The organism is Gemmata palustris, assembly GCF_017939745.1.
Lineage (GTDB): Bacteria > Planctomycetota > Planctomycetia > Gemmatales > Gemmataceae > Gemmata > Gemmata palustris.
Window position 1 is genome coordinate 1,871,071 of sequence record NZ_JAGKQQ010000001.1, and the last position, 17,330, is coordinate 1,888,400.

Consider the following 17,330-nt stretch of genomic DNA (forward strand, 5'->3'; position numbering starts at 1 on the left):
ACGACCAGCGTGGGAGGGGTTCGGATGGACTGGAAGAACGACGAGGTCCTCAAGGCCCTGATCGAGAAGGGTAAACAGAGCGGCACGCTCACCTACGACGAGGTGAACGCCGCGCTCTCGGCCGACGCCGAGCCCGAGCGCCTGACCGAGATCACCGAGCTCCTCGATCAACACGGCGTGAGCCTGATCGACGCGGACGAGGAGGCCGAAGACACCCCGGCCGTGGCGGTGGACGCCATCATCGCCGACCCGGAATCGTCCGCGTTCGAGGACTCCGACGGCGACGGGCGGCACATCGACGACCCGGTCCGCATGTACCTGACCCAGATGGGCCAGATCGACCTGCTGGACCGCCGGCAGGAGGTCTCGCTCGCGATGAAGATCGAGCTCACGCGCCGCCGGTTCCGGCGCAAGGTGCTCGAGTGCGACTACGCGATGCGGCAGGTCGTCGAGACCCTCAAGCGCGTGCACAGTGGCGACCTGCCCTTCGACCGCACGATCAAGGTCTCGCAGACCGAGAACCTCGAAAAGGACAAGATCCTCGCGCGGATGCCGCACAACCTGCGGACCCTCGAACCGCTCATGGAGGGCAACGTCGAGGACTTCCAGCGGCTCGGGGACGACCGCACCCCGGCCCCGGAGAAGGACGAACTCCGCGAGCGCCTCCGGCTCCGCCGCCGCAAGACGGTGACGCTCGTCGAGGAGCTGTCGATCCGCACCCAAAAGGTGCAGCCGCTGATGAAGAAGCTGGAGCAGATCAGCCAGCGGATGGACGAACTCGAAGCGGAGATCGAAACCCTCAAGGGCAACCGCACGGCCAAGGAAGAGCGCGCGAACCTGGAGAAAGAGCTCCAGGACCTGATGCTCATCACGCTCGAAGAACCGGCCAGCCTGCGCAAGCGGGTCGGCATCATGAAGCAGCGGTTCACGGAGTACGAGCAGGCCAAGCGCGACCTGTCCGGCGGGAACCTCCGGCTCGTGGTCAGCATCGCCAAGAAGTACCGCAACCGCGGGCTCTCCTTCCTCGACCTGATCCAGGAGGGCAACACCGGCCTCATGCGGGCGGTAGACAAGTACGAGCACCGGCGCGGGTTCAAGTTCAGCACCTACGCGACGTGGTGGATCCGGCAGGCGATCACGCGGGCGATCGCGGACCAGGCGCGGACGATCCGCATCCCGGTCCACATGATCGAGACCATGTCGAAGCTCCGCAACGTCTCGAAGCAACTGCTCCAGGCGCTCGGGCGCGAACCCACGATCGAGGAGACCGCGAAGGCCGCGAACATCTCCTACGAGGAGTGCAAGCGGGTACTGAAGATCAGCCGCCAGCCGATCAGCCTCGACCGGCCAGTGGGCGAGAGCGAGGACTCGTACTTCGGCGACTTCATCGAGGACAACTCGGTCGATAGTCCGGTGAACGCCGCGACCAACGAGATGCTGAAGGACAAGATCGAGGGCGTGCTGAAGACGCTCACGTACCGCGAGCGCGAGATCATCAAGCTGCGCTACGGCCTGGGCGACGGCTACACGTACACGCTCGAAGAGGTCGGCCGCATCTTCAAGGTGACGCGCGAGCGCGTGCGCCAGATCGAGGCGAAGGCCGTCCGCAAGTTGCAGCACCCGGTCCGCAGCCGGCAACTCGAAGGATTCCTTGACGGGCTGAAGAACAAGACGTGAGATCCGGCTTTCGGGTACGCGGCCGGCGCGGGCCGACTGGTCGAGATGAAGGCGCCCGAGAGCGCCCGACCCTCACCAGCCGGCCCGCGCCGGCCGCGGCATTTCAGGGTATTGGCGACCGGCGCGACACGAGCCCTGTGCCACAAAACAAAAGAGGGCTTCAACATCGGTTGGCACGCCCGCACCACCAGCAAGTTCACGTTGGCCGTGCGCCTTTAATACAATGCCCGCAAAGGAGCCGCCATGTCGTCTGTTACTTCTGCGCTTCGCGAGTGCCACCGACTCCGAGTTCACCTCCGCAACCTCCAGGCCGAAATCGATCGCGGGCCGCGCGTGCTCCAGGGGTACCAGGACGATTTGGACACCGCGCGTCAGTCCCATAAGGATCACCACGACTCCATCACAAAACTCAAACTCAAACAGCGTGAGGACGAGGGCAGCCTGAAACAGACCGAGACGCGCCTCGCAAAACTGGAAGACCAACTCACCGGGATCAGCGTGCAGAAGGAGTACGCCGCAAAACAGTCCGAAATCGTTCAGGCGCAAGCGAAGAAGGGCGAGCTGGAAGACGCCATCCTCGCCACGATCATGGAACTCGAAGAGAGGACCGCCGCGATCCCGGCCGTCGAGCAGGTATGGGCACAGGCGCAAGCCGACTTCAAGCAGTTCCAGATCGAAGCGGCCGAGCGGCTGGAGGGCATGAAGGGCGACCAAGAAGTGTGTACCGCGGACCTGGCCCGCACCGAGGCGACGCTCCCGCCCGACGTGAAACCGACCTACGACAACATCGTGAAGACAAAGGGACCGGACTCGTTCGCCGCATCAAAAGCCCGGGTGTGCCAGGGGTGCCGCACGAGCATGACCGAATCGCAGTTCATTGCCCTGCGCAACGGTACCTTCCGCACCTGCGCCAGTTGCGGCCGGATGCAGTACCCGGTGGAGTGACGGGCGTTTTCGGACCGCTCGCCCGAACAGGTCGTAACGCGGAGCACCAGCCGTGACCAAGTGGCAGTACACAACGGCTCAGTTTGTCACCCGAGGACTTGGGAACGAGTCCGGCGCCGGCGACCTGGAATCGGCCCTCAACCAGCTCGGCGCCGAGGGGTGGGAGCTCGTCTCGTCCACGGTCTACCACAACGTTGAAGCGGAGCAGGACGTGCTGCTGCTCTGCTTCAAGCGCCCCGCACCACCCGCGTCCACCGCGCAGCCGTCCTGACGCAAAGACGCGCGAACGGCAGGACCGGCAGGTGTGCGATCAGCTGCAGCCGGCCGGTGGCCTTTGCGAACGGCGCGAGCCCGAACCACCGGCTTCTTCTGTTTGCTCACGCGATTTGGCACCCAGGGCTCCGCCCCTTACTTCTTCGCCGGTTGACGGAACCCGCGCTCGTCCGCGTCCTTGGGGTCGGTCGAGACCGGCCCGTCCCGCCACAGCCAGCGCATCATCTCCGGCAGGATCGCCCCGCCGAACTTCTGCCCGTGGTTGTTCATGCCCCACGAGTAGTTCACATCGTACCCCTTCTTCGTCAGCGCCTTCATCAGCCGCACGTTCTGGTAGAACCAGTCCATCTTCTCATCGTACTTCCCGCCCCGGAGCCCGCGGTTGTCGTTGCGCCCGTCGCACAGGTACACCCGGAGCGGCTTCTTCTCGGCTTCCAGAACCTTGTCCGCGTACACGTGTCCGCCCCGCAGGTTGACGAAGCTGCCGACGTTGCTCAGCACCTTGCGGAACTGGTCCGGGCGCTCCCACGCCACGGTGAACGCCGCGATCGCACCCGAGCTCGACCCGCCGATCCCGCGCATCTCCGGGTCTTTTGAAAGGTTGTAATCTTTCGCGAGGGCCGGTATCAGCTCGTCCGTGATTACTCGGGCGTATTTGTCGTCCAGCGAGTTGTACTCGGTCGGCCGGTTGGTGTTCCGGTCGCCCCAATCCCGCGGGGTCGGCTCGGGCTGGTCCGGCTTGCGGCCCGGGTTGATGAACACCCCGATCATCACCGGAATTTCTCGACGGTAAATCAGGTTGTCCATCACGTTCTGTGCCCGCACGTCCCCCTTCTCGTCTTTGAACGCCTGCCCGTCCTGGTACACCATGAGCGCGGCCGGAACCTTCGGATCGTACTGCGCGGGCACGTACACCCAGTGCGTGTGCTGGGTGCCGGGGTAAACCGCGCACGGGAGCGTGAACGGCCCCTTAATCTCGCCCTTCGGAACGCCCTCTTGGGGCAAGGAGTCGGGGCCGAGCCGGTACTGGGAGTCCGGGTTCGGGGGCTGCGCGGAGGCCGGTGGTTGCCCCGTCGCGTGCGCGAGAGTCACGACGGCGGCTCCGGCGAGTCCGAGGCCGATCGCACAGACCAGCACGGTTCTCATTCGATACCTCCCGACAGTGGAGAAACGGTCAGTAGAAGTGGTGTAGAAGTTCTGTGCCCTGTGGGTACGAGAGCCGCACTCGAATCACCTCGACCGTACCGCGCTCGGCGGTGCCCGAAGAAAGCGGAAATACGCGCGACGTTTCGTGCCCGTTCGCATCTCGTGAGGTACGCGGCTCGAGATCGCGGGCGTGCCGTCGATAGAATGACGACCGCTTCACAAAACTGCGGCACACGGGGCAAAATCGATTTCCGTGTGACCGTGGTTCATTCACCACACAACGAGACCCTCATGCGACGCTCTCCCGTCCCGGTCGCGGTGGCGCTCCTTCTCACGGGGCACCTCTCCGCGGTGAGCCGCGCTGCAGACCCGCCCAAACCACCGGTCAAGATGACCGCCCAGGAGGACCACAAGCGGATGCTGGAACTCCTGAAGATCAAGGAGATCCGCCGCGGCGCCGACGGCAACCCGAAATCGGCCAACGCCGCGAACCTGGACGAGTCGAAGGCCAACCCGTACCCGGACCTGCCCGACCCGCTCGTGATGAAGGACGGCACGAAGGTGACCGCCGCGCTGTGGGCGAAGCGCCGGGCCGAGATCATCGAGGACTTCGACCGCGAGGTATACGGCCGGGTGCCCAAAAACACCCCCAAAGTGAAGTGGGAGGTGACCGCCACCGAGAAGCAAACGGTCGGCGACGTGCCGGTCGTCGCCAAGAAGCTCGTCGGTCACGTCGACAACTCCGCGTACCCGCTCGTCACCGTGGACATTCAATTGACACTGACCACGCCCGCGGATGCGAAGGGTCCGGTACCGGTAATCATGGAGTTCGGGTTCAACTTCGGGGGCAAGGGGCCGGCGCCCAAGGCCGGCGGTCCCCCGAGTTGGCAGCAGCAAGTTCTCGCGAAGGGGTGGGGCTACGCGATCATCACCCCGACGAGCGTTCAGGCCGACAACGGGGCGGGGCTGACGACGGGAATCATCGGGCTGTGCAATAGGGGGCAGCCCCGTGCGGTCGACGATTGGGGCGCGCTGCGGGCCTGGGCTTGGGGCGCGAGCCGGGCGCTGGACCACTTCGAGACCGACCCGGCGGTGGACGCCAAGCGCGTCGGCATTGAGGGGCTGTCCCGGTACGGGAAAGCAGCTATCGTCACGATGGCTTACGACGAGCGGTTCGCGATCGGGTTCATCGGGTCGTCCGGCGCGGGCGGCGCGAAGCTCCACCGCCGCGACTACGGGGAGAAGGTGGAGAACGTCGCCGGGACCGGTGAGTACCACTGGATGGCCGGGAACTACATCAAGTACGCCGGGCCGCTCACGGCAAAGGATCTTCCGGTGGACGCCCACGAGTTGGTCGCGCTGTGCGCCCCGCGGCCGGTACTCATCAGCGTCGGGTCCCTCCAGGTCGAGGGCGGGTGGATCGACGCACGCGGCATGTTCATGGCCGGAGTCGCGGCCGAGCCGGTGTACAAGCTGTTGGGCAAGAAGGGCCTGGGTACCTCGGAGTTCCCGGCGCAAGAGACGGCCCTCACCGACGGCGAAATCGCCTTCCGCCAGCACGCGGGCGGGCACACCACCGGCCCGAACTGGCCGACCTTCCTGAAGTTCGCCGACCGGTACCTGAAAGAACCGGCCGCGCCCAAGCCACCGACGGCCGACAAGTGATACCGAATCAACTGAGAATGGCACGTCCTGGAGCAAGAGGTCTTGTAGCGGCGAACGAGTCGAGGCTCTCAGATCAACGAAGAGGTTATCCGAACGCTCCGTTCACCCGAATCCCTGTTCGGCGCCCGCGCTTCAAACATTGGTGCGTGCGGCGCGCAAACGAATATCACATCCCCGCCGTTGGTGTTCGAGCGGCACAAATCGACTTAAACAGGCCCGAATACCGTTCTCGCGTTCTCGCGCCTTCGGGAAAATTCTTTCGAGTTTTTCCGAAGTGTTCGGTACCCAGCAGGAACTATTCTGGCGTCGGTACTCGGTCGGAGGGGGCAATGGCTGGGTCATCCCGAGGGTTGTTCGGCTTCGTCGCCCGGTTGCGCCCGTCGCTGTCGGCCGATTCCGACGCGGACCTCCTGGAACGGTTCGTCCGAACCGCCGACCAGACCGCGTTCACGGGTCTGGTTCAGCGCCACGGGGCGATGGTTCTCTCGGTGTGCCGCCGGCGATTGGGAGCCGAGGCCGACGCGGAAGATGCGTTCCAGGCCGTGTTCCTCGCCCTGGCGACCTCGGCCGCAACGATACGGCAGCGCGAGTCCTTGTCCGGCTGGCTGTACCGGGTGGCCCATCAGATCGCCCTGAAAGCCGCCGGTCGGCGCGCCCGGCGCCCCGTCGCAGCGCTCCCGACGAGCGAGGTGCCGATGCCCGAATCACAACTCCCAGTGTGGGAAGCCGACGAGCTGAAGACCGTCATTGATGCGGAAGTCGCCGGCCTGCCGGATAAACTCCGGGCGGTCATCGTGCTGTGCCTGATCGAGGGCCGGACCAACACGGAAGCGGCCGCGGCGCTGGCGGTGCCCACCGGCACGGTCGATTCCCGGCTCAGCGCGGCGCGAAAAACCCTTCAGGCCCGGTTGACGCGCCGCGGGGTGGCGGTCGGGGCCGGGATCGCGCTCGAACAACTGCTCGGCGGACCGGTAGAAGCGGCCGGCCCGCGACTCACAGAACTGTTTACCAGCACTATTTCGGCGGTGCTCACCGAGGCCGCCGGACCGGGGGGCGGGGCAGTCTCGCCCGCGGTAATCGAACTCGCACGAGGAGTAACTGTAATGACGACGAATCTTCGAGTTTTCGCAACACTGGGCCTCGTATTGGGGCTGTTGGGGAGCGCGGGCGCGGGGTTCTACCTCACCGCGGCCGACCCGGTGGCACCTCCGGCGAAAGCCGCCGACCGCCCCCTCACCCCGGAACTCGTCACCGCTCCACCGGCCGCGAAGCCCGCTGTGCCCGAGGCGAAAGCGGATGTGAACGCAACCGGAGAGGCCGCGCTGCTCAAACTGGTGGGGGCAGGACTCGCCCCCGAGGGCGCGACGGTAGAGGAGGTTCTTGCCAAGATTGAGCAACAAACTGGCCTCATCGTCCGCGTCGATATCGCCGCGTTCCGGCGAATTGGTGTAATCAGCCCCGCTGGGGGTGCGGATGGAAATGCTTTCCCAACGAATGCACTGAAAACGATTTACGACACCAAGATTGTGCTCCCATCGCGCGCGGAGAAGTTATCGCTGCGTGACGCTCTCGTGGATGCCCTGGCACAGGTCCGGTTGGAGCACCCCTGCACGTATCAGATTCGAGGAACACAACTGGTCATCGTGCCGGCCTACGTTCCCGCGGTTCGCCCCGGAGTCAATCCACTCGATCACACCGATGATGATGTAGAAACAATCAATTTACAAATGTCTAGCGAACAAATTTACGGTGGGGTGGTGAGCGTTTCGGCCGAACACAAGCCACTGGCCGATATCCTCGCCGACCTGCGGAAGCAAACCGGGGCGAACATCGTGCTGGACCCACGGTGCGAAACTCAGGACAAGAAACCCGGGTTGACAGTAACCCTGAACGACGTGCGCCTGTACGACGCGGTGCGGGTTCTCGCGGATATGGCGGAACTGAAAATGGTGTATGCGGGGAACATCTACTACGTCACGACCGCTGCAAACGCGAAGACGTTCCAACCGCCCGTACCGCGCCAACCCATACTACAAACGCCTCCATTTAACCCGCAGCCGAACCCCGGTGGAGTTGGTGGTGGGCCGGGTCGGTAGGCGACGTTCGTCACTCGTTGACGCGAAAGTGTAGTCCGCTCGCTCCGCGAGCGGGGCTTTGGCTTCCAGAGCAGTTAGCGAGTCGCATCGAACCAAGCGAACCGCTCGCGGAGCGAGCGGACTACACTTTCGCAAGGCACACAAAAGTCACGGCCGGCGCAGAAGCGCCGGCCGTTGCGTTTCAGTCGAGCGCGTGGGCGGTTGCTACTTGACCAGCTCCTTGTCCAAGTACGCGGCGACCTTCTCGGCCCAGAGCTTGCCGTGAGCTTTCAACCCTTTGGGGCTGAAGTGAATGCCCTTTCCGCCCTCGTCCCGGTTGTCGCCGGTGAGGGTGTCGGTGTCCGGCCCCTCGAACGCGACGCCGGTCTCCCACAACTTCTTTTGTCCCGCGCGCGGGTTCGGGAACGAGACCTGATTGGGGTTGTGGTACGAGACCTGCGCCACGAACCACGGTACCTCCCAGCCGGCTACCCTGCGGGTCTCCCGAATCAGGGCCGTCATCTTGCGGGTGTACTCCTCGGCCGGCATCCCGACGTCCGATTCGCCCTGGTGCCACAGCACCGCTCGGAACCCGTTCGGCCCGAATTGGTTCATGCGCCCCGTGGTCCAGCGGCACAGTTCGCCGCCCGGCGCCCACTGGTTGACGCTCGTCCCGGAGTGCCCGGTCGAAGCGACACCGATGGGAACTTGGTACTCCTCGAACAGCGCGTCACCGAACGCCGGCCAGTAACTCCCGCCGGAGGTGTTGTCGTGAACGCCGGGCTGCGGGTCGTCGCCGAGCTGCCAGCCGCTGCCGCTAAATGAGGACACCATCCCGGACTTTTGCTGGATCCGCTCTTGACCGCAGTTGGTGGAGTTGGACTGGCCCGCCCCGATAAAGATTTCGCCGACCCCGACGTGGTCCACACTCATCTCGCCCACGACTTTACCGTCCTTCAGCGCGCGAACCTCGACCTTGTACCACCCCCCGGCGGGTGCCGGGACCGTGGCCTCGAAGGATCGTGCTTTGTCCGCGAGCGGAACCTCGCGCCACTGATCGGGCAGCATCCCCTGGAGCGGCTTCCCGGTGGTGCGAATTTCCAACCGGTCGTAGGCCGAGCGCATCCGCCCGCGAACGACCACCGCGCCCTGGAGCTTGGTCTTCCGCTGGAACACCTGGTAATCCGTTGGGGCGTCCAGAGTCAGGTCGGTCGCGAGCGCCGGCTTGGCCCCGGTGAGGTCGCCGAGTTTGCCCGCTTCGGTCGCGTCGGTCAGCCCGATCTCAACCGTGATGACGCGCTTTTCTTTGGGCGCGAGGAACGCCTCCCAAACCTGGTACTTCCCCTCCCACGGCCCCCAAAGTTTACTCGCGCCCGTCAGTTTCATCTTGGCGCGCCCCGCGAACCAGGTGGTGGTCCCCCACCCCGCGCCCTCGGGGGCACCGGCGTCTTTCGTGACGGGCAGTTTCGACCACTCGTCTTTTTCGTTCCGCACCCCCGTCACCGACGTGTCCATCACGACGAAGAGTGGCATCCCCTGGTCGGACCGGTTCTCGGCCGTCCAGGTGATCTTGTTCGCAGCGAAGTCGTACTGGATCGCGGCCTTGTCGCACTGGGCGGTGATGGTCGTGGGGGCGGACTGTTTGATGTCGAACGGGAGCGGGTACCCGGGCAGGAAATAGACGCCGCGCGACACGTTGATGTTGGCTTTCAGCACCTCCACCCCGTCGATGCGGAGGCTCGGCATGCACCCGTCCGAATCGACCGTCGCTTCGTACAGTTCGGTCTGAACGACGCGCGCGGGGCCGGACCGGGTGACGATAACGGCCCCCGGCGTCAGCACGGGTTTCGGAACCTCGGCGCTGATGGTCGGTTCCAGGGTGAACTGCACGCGGTTGTAAGTTTTCGCCGCGCTCTCCCAGACCTGGGACCGGAACTCCGAGAACGGCCCCCAAATTTTGGTCGCGGGGTCTTCCGTCAGGTCCGTCACCTTGAGCGCCGCGCGCCCGGCGAACCAAGTCGTCGTTCGCCACTTCGGGTCGAGCGGATCGGCCTGGGTTCGGGCCGCGGGGACCGAGAGTTGTTCGCCCTTATCGTTCGCCACGTCGTGAACCGCGCCCGAATCGAGCAGGAGGTAATACGGCACGGTGTCGTCGGTCGCGTTGTTCGCGGTGATCGTGAGCGCGTTCGCGCTGAACTCGTAGCGGATGCTAAATTGACCGTTCTTCGCCTCAATGACGTTCGGGGCGGTCTGCTTCACGTCGGTCAACTTGACCAGCCCGTGGTGCCCGGCCTTTTCGTAGTAAAAGTACCCGCCGCGCGCGATCGTCTGCCCGCCCGCGAGAGCGGCCCCGTTCCGAAGGAACTCGACGCCCGCGACCCGGAAACTGCTGAGACAGCCGTCCGCCTTGTCGATCAGGGCTTCGTACTTGGCCGTTTGAACCTGCAGCCCCTCGGCGCCGGCGGTGATGACGACTTTCGGGTTGGGCCGAGGAGCGTTTGGCCCCGCCGGGGTACCCGGAGCACCCGGAGCGTTCGCATCCGGCCCCGGTTCGACGGGACCGGGCGTTTGTTCGGTGCGCGGGAGTTGTACCGTTTGTTTGGGGGCCGGCCAGACCACGTAGCCGACGGCCCCGACGACCCCGATCAGCGCCAGCACCGCCCCGATCGCGATCCACCGGCGCCCCGATCGGCGCTCGGGGGGCGCTTCGACCGGCGCGGGTTTCGTGGTGCGCTTCGTCCGTTTGGTCGCGACCTCGGCGAGCGTCGCGCGCAAACGAGCGGCGCTGTCCTGGTCGCTCGCCGAGATCCCGACAACGACCTTCTGTTCGCTGGCGTCGGACAACCACGGCGCGAGCGCCGCGATCACCTCCCCCGGGGTCTGGTAGCGGTCCTCGGGCTTCTTCGCCAACATCTTCGCGACGATCTGGGCCAGTTCCGGCGGGAACGTCCGGTCCTCCGCGGCGAGGTCCGGCGCCGGCTTCATCTGGTGCTGGGCCAGTTTCTGGGACGTGGTTCCGCGGAACGGCGGTTTGCCGGTCACGAGCGCGTAGAACGTCGCCCCGAGGCTGTAAATGTCGGCCCGGATGTCGATCTGGTCGTCACCGAGCGCCTGTTCGGGCGCGAGGAAATCGACCGTGCCGACGATCGCGCCTTTGTCCAGCATCTCGGTGAGATTGTCGCCCTCGCTCGTCAGCGACCGGGCCAGCCCCATGTCCAGGATTTTGACGGTGCCGTTCGAGGCCAAAATGAGGTTGGCGGGCTTGATGTCCCGGTGAATAAACCCCTTCTCGTGCGCGTGTTGGAGACCGGCCGCGGCCTGTGCGATGTACCCCACGGCCAGCGAGGGCGCGACCGTGGCCCCGCGCTCGAGGAGCTGGTCGAGCGTGCGCCCCTCGACGAATTCGAGCGCCAGATAGTGGACCTCGCCCTGCTGGGCCACGTCGTGAATCCGAACGATGTTCGGGTGATCGAGGGCGGCCGCGGCGCGGGCCTCGCGCATGAACCGCTCGACACTCACTTTTTGGTCGGGACCGCGCTGGGAGCGGAGCACCTTGAGCGCGACGCGCCGACGAAGGGTGCCGTGTTCCGCGAGGTACACCGCGCCCATCCCCCCCTGCCCGAGCACGTCTTGAATGACATACGGCCCGAGCCGGAAGCCCTTGTGCCGCCCGGCGAGGAGCTGTTTCGCCTGGAACCGCGTGAGGAGCCCCTGGCGGACCAGGAGTTCGGCCGCCCGAATCGGCTCGTCCGGGAGGTCGCGTATTTGGGCCAGGCGCTCCTCGAGAGCGCTCGGCGGCGTGTGAATCCCGCTCCCGCGAATGAGAGCGAGGAGCTCCGCGGTTGTGGCCGGCAGAGGTAGTGCAGGCATTTTTATTGTCACGCGAGAAAGGTGCGGGAACCGCGAGAAGACGGGCGACATGTCCGCGGTTTATCGTCCCGAAACATAGCTTACCTTTTCCGATCGTGCTGCCGCAATAATTATCTGTGGGGAGCACGAGAGCGATCGAAGGGCCGTTTATACGGTCCGCGAAACCGCCGATCCGCGCCCCAGCTTCCGCACGAACACGCCCCACCGCCCCAACGTCAAAACGTGAACCACGAGAGGCAAAAAAGCTCTGTGGGCCACGCGCACGATGCGCGTGGCCCACAGAGCTTCTGCGTTACACGGTCGCCCACTCAGATCCGGTCGAGCGAGTCGATCCAGTTCTGGAAGTCCTTGAACGTGGTCTCGTCGAAATACTCTTTGCCCGATTCCTTCATCTCGCGGAAGATCACCGGGAACCGCTTCTCGATGAGCAAGTTCTTGTGCTCCACGATCTCCTTGATGAGCGGGTCTTTGTCCCCGCCCGTAATGAAGAACGACAGCGGTTGGTTCGCCACGTTGTCCTTGGGCGCGGTGCCGAGCGTCGCGCCCACGGTACAAACCCCGCGGAACACGTCGCGGGCGTTGAACCCCACGTAGAACGCCATCTGCCCGCCGCTCGCCATGCCGTGGGCCACGACGCGGGTGCGGTCGATCGTGTACTGACCGAGCACCGTTTTCACGTCCTGTACCACGAGTTCCGTTTCGCTCGCGACCCACCCGTCGGCGCCGTTGGACTTCGGTCCCATCACGATGAAGTGATTGTCCTCGGCGAAATCGCGGAAAGTCTTGGACATCTTCTCGCCGTCCTTACCGCCCTGCCCGGCCGGGTGGAACCACACGATCAGCCCGTGCGACACGTTCGGGTCGTAGTTGTCCGGGATGTACACCCAGTACTCGCGCCCGAGCGCCTCGTTGGTCCGCGTCAGGTACCCCGTTTCGACCTTCGGCTTGTCCTTCTTCTCGTCTTTCTTGTCGCCCTTCTTCTCGTCTTGGCCACCCGCGTCCGCGCGCACGTCGCTCAGGCCCTTCGGCGGGAACGGGTCTTTGGGGAACGGGTCTTTGGGCGGGTCTTTCGGCTTGGGCTGCCCCTCGAGCGCCTTGCCCGCGGAGGACGGCAGCGGGAGCTTTTCCGGCACTTCGTCGGGCACCGGGGTGAGCTTCGCGGACACCGTTTCGACCTTTCCGCCCTCCTTCCGCTTCACCTCCACCTTGACCTCGACGCCGGGCGTGAGGGTTTGGATCGCCGCCAGGAACGTGGCGCGGTTCTGAACGGGTTGCGCGGTCGCGCCGAACTTCATGATGCGGTCGCCGACCTTGATCCCCGCGGCCTCGGCCGGGCTCTTCGGGTACACGAAGCGGACCTCGACCCCCGGACCCGGGTCGTCCCGCATCGGCAGGATGCCGAGGTACGCTTTGACGTATGCGGTCGTCGTGCCGAGCAGCTTGATCCCCTTGAACTCCATCTCCTTGTCGCCGCGCACCGCTTTAAGCGCGATCTCGTCGCCCTCGTACAGCGGCCCCAAAATGTGCTGGAGGGCCGAATAGTCTTGGACCTTCTTGCCGTTGAGTTCGACGATCTTGTCATTGACCTGGAGCCCGGCTCGTGCGGCCGCGGAGTCCGGTTGAATGGCCCCGATCACGGCCGGGTTGTACACTCCCTCGCCCTTGGGCTGCACCCCGAGCAACCCGCGGCGCAAGTCCTGTCCCGCCTTCAAACGCGGCAGCGACGCGAGAACGTCTTCCAGCGGGACCGCGAACCCGATCCCGCCGTCGTACACGTCCACTCCGGCCGTCTCGCCCTCGGCGCGGTTCGAGGCGGGAACGATGACACCGTACACGCGCCCCTCGATGGAGACGAGTGCCCCGCCGTAGTTCACGGGCGAGGTCTTCGCGTCGGTCTGAATCGCCTTGCCCCAAATGCGGTTGGTCGCGCTCACGATGCCCGCGCTCATCGACGGCGGGTGGTCCACGCTGTTGTCGAGCGTGCGCCCGAGCGACAGCCCCCACTGACCAATTTCGACGTCCTTTTTCGGGACCGCGTCGGGAACGGGCAGGTCTTTCAGCTCGATCTTGAGGAGCGTGAGCATGCGCGACTGGTCGTTGGCGACGATCTTCGCGACGACACGGTCGCGCCCGGGCACGGTCACGAAGATGTTGGCGGGTTTGTTCGCGAAGTTGAACGCGCTGGAGATGATGAACCCGTCCGGGGAGACGACCAGCCCCGTGGTCGGCCCGACACCCTTGCGGATGCCCGGCCCGGCCCCCTTCTTGTCCGAAACGGTTTCGGCCCCGCCAGTGGTTTCGATCTTCACGAGCGACGGCGCGACCTTCGCGGAGGCCGCCTTCATCGCCTTCTCGGTCGCCTCGTTGATGTCCGGCTTCGGTTGCGCCGAAACCGGCGCGGCGAGCAGAGCCGCGGCGACCACCGTGCCCCACGGCCGCGCGGTTCTGGGTACTGTGAATGTCATCGGTGTGTTCCGAATAAGTGCGGTCTGTTAATAATTGTGACGTCGTTCGCGGCGCCGACCGGGGCCGGCGCAACGGAGCCCGATTACTTCTTCGGAGGGGTCGGGACGGTCGGCGGGGCCGGGGGCACCGGCTTGCTCGGTTTGGGCGGGTGGGCACCGAGGTCCACCTCGATGGTCTGGAGGGCCTCCCCGCGGCGCACTTCGAGCCGGACCTTGCTGCCCGTTCGCGTGTGCTTCTTGATGAAATCGTCGAACGCCTTGATGCTCACGATCGGCTCACCGTCGACGAAGCTCACGAGATCATCGGGGCGGAGCCCGGCCTTGTCCGCGGGCGAGCCCGGCACCACGTCCTCGATGAACGCCGGCGTGCGCTCGAGCACGTTGGGGACGAAGACGATCCCGTGGTACCCGCCCTGCCCGATGACGTCCTTCCGAACGACCGGCTTGTATTTGCCCTGCAGCGCCAGGGTGACGAACTCCGGCATCGCGATCGTGGTGATTTTCTCCTCCTCGACGTCCCTGCCGTCCTTGTCCTTGGTGAGCACCTTTTCCTTCACGTCGACCTTCCCGCCGACCGGGATCGCGTAGTTCATCCACGTCTCGGTCAGGCTGTTCTTGATCTCGCGGCCGATGATGCCGAGCAGTTCGCCCTTGCGGTTGAGCAGCGCGCCGCCGGCGGCCCCGGGGTTGTTGGTGATCGCGTCCACCACGTACACGTCGCCGGTGTACGGGAACTCGAAGATCCCGCGGCGCCCGGCCATCTTCGTGTACGCGGAGACGACCCCGCGCTGCACGCTCAGCGGCTCGTCGCGGAGCGCGATCTCGAACGTGTTGCTCATGGCGATGATCCAGTCGCCCGCGCCCGCGGGCGGGCGCTTCGCGGCCGCGCCGAAGTCGAAGTAGTCGAGGTCGAGCCCGGTCGGGTCCTCGAGCTTCTTCCCCTCCGGGCGGATCTTGATGAGCGCGACGTCGAGGAGCGGTTCGGTCACGATCACCTGCGCCGGGAGGCGCTGGCCGTCGTAGAGGTGGACGACGAGCGCGGTCGTGTCGAGCAACTGGCTCGCGACCGTGAGGACGTGCCCCTCCTTGCTGATGACGATCCCGGTGCCGTAGTTGTTGATGCGCTGGAACCCGCCGGCGCCGAAGATCTTCACGAGCTTCTTGTTCGCCTTTTCCGCCGTGTCCGCGAACGGGTCGGCCGCGGGCGCGAGGGCCGGCGCGCCGAGAACCGCCAGGGCCGCGAGGAAAACGGAGTGTCGCGTAAACATGGTAGTTGTGGTGTGCCGTGGTGAGGGATCGTGCGGCCCGCGCGTTCGGGCGCGGGCCGCGCGGTGGCCCGAGTTACTTGCCCAGTGTCCACTTCGTCGGGGTGAGGACCGCGTAGCGCTTGTCGGCGTGGCGCACCTCGATGCGGCCCGGCACCTTGCGCCCGTCCACGTCCTTGTAGTCGGAGAAGTACACCTCGCACGGGTCCGCTTCGGCGTCCTTCGAGTCCTTCGCGATGTACGACTCGAACCCGAGGAGCGTGGCGTCTTTGAGCGAGAAGAACCACTTGCAGTTGACCGAGCCGTGCTTGCTCACGATCACCGCGCAGTCCACGCGGAGCGCCGCGAGCGACTTGGGCGCGGAGCCGTCGGCCGGGTACGGGTAGAACGGCTCGTTTCCGCCGTGGGCGAACTCGCCCTCGAACCCCTTCGCGCCGAGCGTCAGGAGCCGCTGGTACTGGTACAGGGCCGTCATCAGCCCGCCGCTCCCGAGCGGCTGCTTCTGCAGCCCGATGTCCGTCTGCTTGAGCGGCTCGAGGCTGGTTTCGACGTTCATCTTCAGCGTGACCTTGGTCGTGTCCTTGGTCTCGGCGATCTCGACGCGCAGCGCCCCCTCGCGGTCCGGCATCTTGAACCCGCCCTCGATCGTCCACGAGCCGGTGGCCGTCGAGAAGTCGCCGTGCTTCTTGAACGCGGCGAGCAACTTGTCGCGCTCGAGCGCGTTGAAGTACCAGTTCGAGTACCCCTTCTTCGCCTCGTACATTTTGGCGATCTCGCCGGTCGCCTTCGGCGCCGGGGTCGGGGGCGCCGGTTGGGGCGGACCCTCGCCGGGCACCGGCGGCTTCTCCCGCTCCTTTTCCATGTTCCCCATCAACCGGACCAGGAGCTCCTTCTGCTCGTTCGCCCGGCGGATCGTGACCGGCAGGCGCCAATCTTTGGGGTAGATCCCGAGCGCGTTCTTGAACTGGTTCGTGCTCGTCATCGCGCGCCCGGCGAACTCGAGCAACTGGTCGTTGTTCTCGAGCCCGCGCCGGGAGGCGTCGCTCTCGTCCAGGATCTGCTTCACGACCATCTGGGCGAGCGGGGCGTCCTCGGACTTGCTGGCGACGAACGCGCCGAGCGTGGCGTGGTCCGTGTCGATCCCGGCCCGCAGGTGGCCCATAAAGTTCTTGATCTGGTTGATCGAGATCGCGTACCCGACGCCGGAGTTCACCCGGCCCCGCTTCTCGAACGACCCGCGCCCGTTGATCCCGATCAGTTCGCCCTGCATGTTGAACAGCGGGCCGCCCGAGTTCCCGGGGTTGATCGAGGTCTCGATCTGGATGCAGTCGGTGTACTCGAGCAGCCCCTTCCCTTCGGGCGGCTGGTACCGGTTCACCCCGCTCACGAGCCCGTAGGTCACGGTCGGGGTGAAGTCCATCGCCAGCGAGAACGGGTTGCCCATTGCGAGGGACCAGTCGCCCCCGCGCACCTTGTCGCTGTCGCCGAGCTTCACGAACGGGAACGGCTTGCCCTTCTCCTTCGGGACCATGCGAATGAGGGCCACGTCCCCGACCTTATCGATGCCGCACACGACCGCGTCGTAGAGCACGCCGTCGGCGAGCCCCGCGCGGGGCAGCGGCCCGGTCGCCTGGACGACGTGGAAGTTGGTCAGCGCGTAGCCCTCGGCGTCGATGAGCACGCCGGACCCGCACCCCTCCCCGTTGGGCATGCACACCGCCACCACAGCCGGGTGGACCTTCTTGATCGCGGCGATGCGCTGGGCCTGGGCGTCGAGTACGCCCTTGTCCACGTCGAGCGGGGCCGCCGGGGCCACCGGCACCAGCAGACCGGCGGTCGCGACGACCGCACACGCGGCCACCGCCGCGAGGCGGGACGGTCGAAGAAATCGGCTCATGGTGAAGCCCCGGAAGGAACGTGAATTCGGCGCGGGCCGCTCGCGGAGCGAG

At 65.7% G+C, this 17,330-nt stretch carries 10 protein-coding genes; 5 read left to right on the plus strand and 5 right to left on the minus strand.

Features of this window, described 5'->3' with window-relative positions:
• The first annotated feature begins 24 nt into the window (after positions 1-24).
• From rpoD to J8F10_RS07515, 3 genes are all read left to right on the plus strand, one after another.
• Positions 25-1,677 carry an RNA polymerase sigma factor RpoD gene (rpoD, locus tag J8F10_RS07505; protein WP_210653220.1) on the plus strand — a complete coding sequence of 551 codons (1,653 nt, stop codon included), beginning with the start codon at positions 25-27 and terminating at the stop codon, positions 1,675-1,677.
• 243 nt (positions 1,678-1,920) lie between these two features.
• Positions 1,921-2,622, plus strand: a complete 702-nt coding sequence (locus tag J8F10_RS07510) for a zinc ribbon domain-containing protein (RefSeq protein WP_210653221.1) — start codon at positions 1,921-1,923, stop codon at positions 2,620-2,622.
• Between the two features lie 52 nt (positions 2,623-2,674).
• Positions 2,675-2,893, plus strand: a complete 219-nt coding sequence (locus J8F10_RS07515) for a DUF4177 domain-containing protein (protein WP_210653222.1) — start codon at positions 2,675-2,677, stop codon at positions 2,891-2,893.
• A gap of 137 nt (positions 2,894-3,030) precedes the next feature.
• On the opposite strand, the gene J8F10_RS07520 is transcribed toward J8F10_RS07515, so the two are convergent.
• Complete coding sequence (locus J8F10_RS07520; RefSeq protein ID WP_210653223.1) at positions 3,031-4,041, minus strand: alpha/beta hydrolase; 1,011 nt, start codon at positions 4,039-4,041, stop codon at positions 3,031-3,033.
• A gap of 291 nt (positions 4,042-4,332) precedes the next feature.
• Here J8F10_RS07520 and J8F10_RS07525 point away from each other — a divergent pair, with 291 nt between their 5' ends.
• Entirely contained in the window at positions 4,333-5,706 is a 1,374-nt protein-coding gene (locus J8F10_RS07525; protein ID WP_210653224.1) for an alpha/beta hydrolase family protein, read from the plus strand.
• A 329-nt stretch (positions 5,707-6,035) separates the two neighbouring features.
• Positions 6,036-7,802 (plus strand): RNA polymerase sigma factor, encoded by a 1,767-nt coding sequence (locus J8F10_RS07530; protein ID WP_210653225.1) that lies wholly within the window; start codon positions 6,036-6,038, stop codon positions 7,800-7,802.
• Positions 7,803-8,006: 204 nt separating this feature from the next.
• Here J8F10_RS07530 and J8F10_RS07535 read toward each other — a convergent pair whose 3' ends face one another.
• The 4 genes from J8F10_RS07535 to J8F10_RS07550 form a co-directional block, all read right to left on the minus strand.
• Positions 8,007-11,651, minus strand: coding sequence for a protein kinase domain-containing protein (locus J8F10_RS07535; protein WP_210653226.1), 3,645 nt, complete (start codon positions 11,649-11,651; stop codon positions 8,007-8,009).
• A 308-nt stretch (positions 11,652-11,959) separates the two neighbouring features.
• A complete protein-coding gene (locus tag J8F10_RS07540) occupies positions 11,960-14,116 on the minus strand; it encodes a PDZ domain-containing protein (protein ID WP_210653227.1) in 2,157 nt (718 codons plus the stop codon).
• A gap of 83 nt (positions 14,117-14,199) precedes the next feature.
• Positions 14,200-15,384: a S1C family serine protease gene (locus J8F10_RS07545; RefSeq protein ID WP_210653228.1), complete on the minus strand. Its 1,185-nt coding sequence runs from the start codon at positions 15,382-15,384 to the stop codon at positions 14,200-14,202.
• Between the two features lie 73 nt (positions 15,385-15,457).
• The gene (locus J8F10_RS07550; RefSeq protein ID WP_210653229.1) at positions 15,458-17,278 is read right to left on the minus strand and encodes a S1C family serine protease; all 1,821 of its coding nucleotides are present in this window, start codon (positions 17,276-17,278) and stop codon (positions 15,458-15,460) included.
• Between the last annotated feature and the right edge of the window lie 52 nt (positions 17,279-17,330).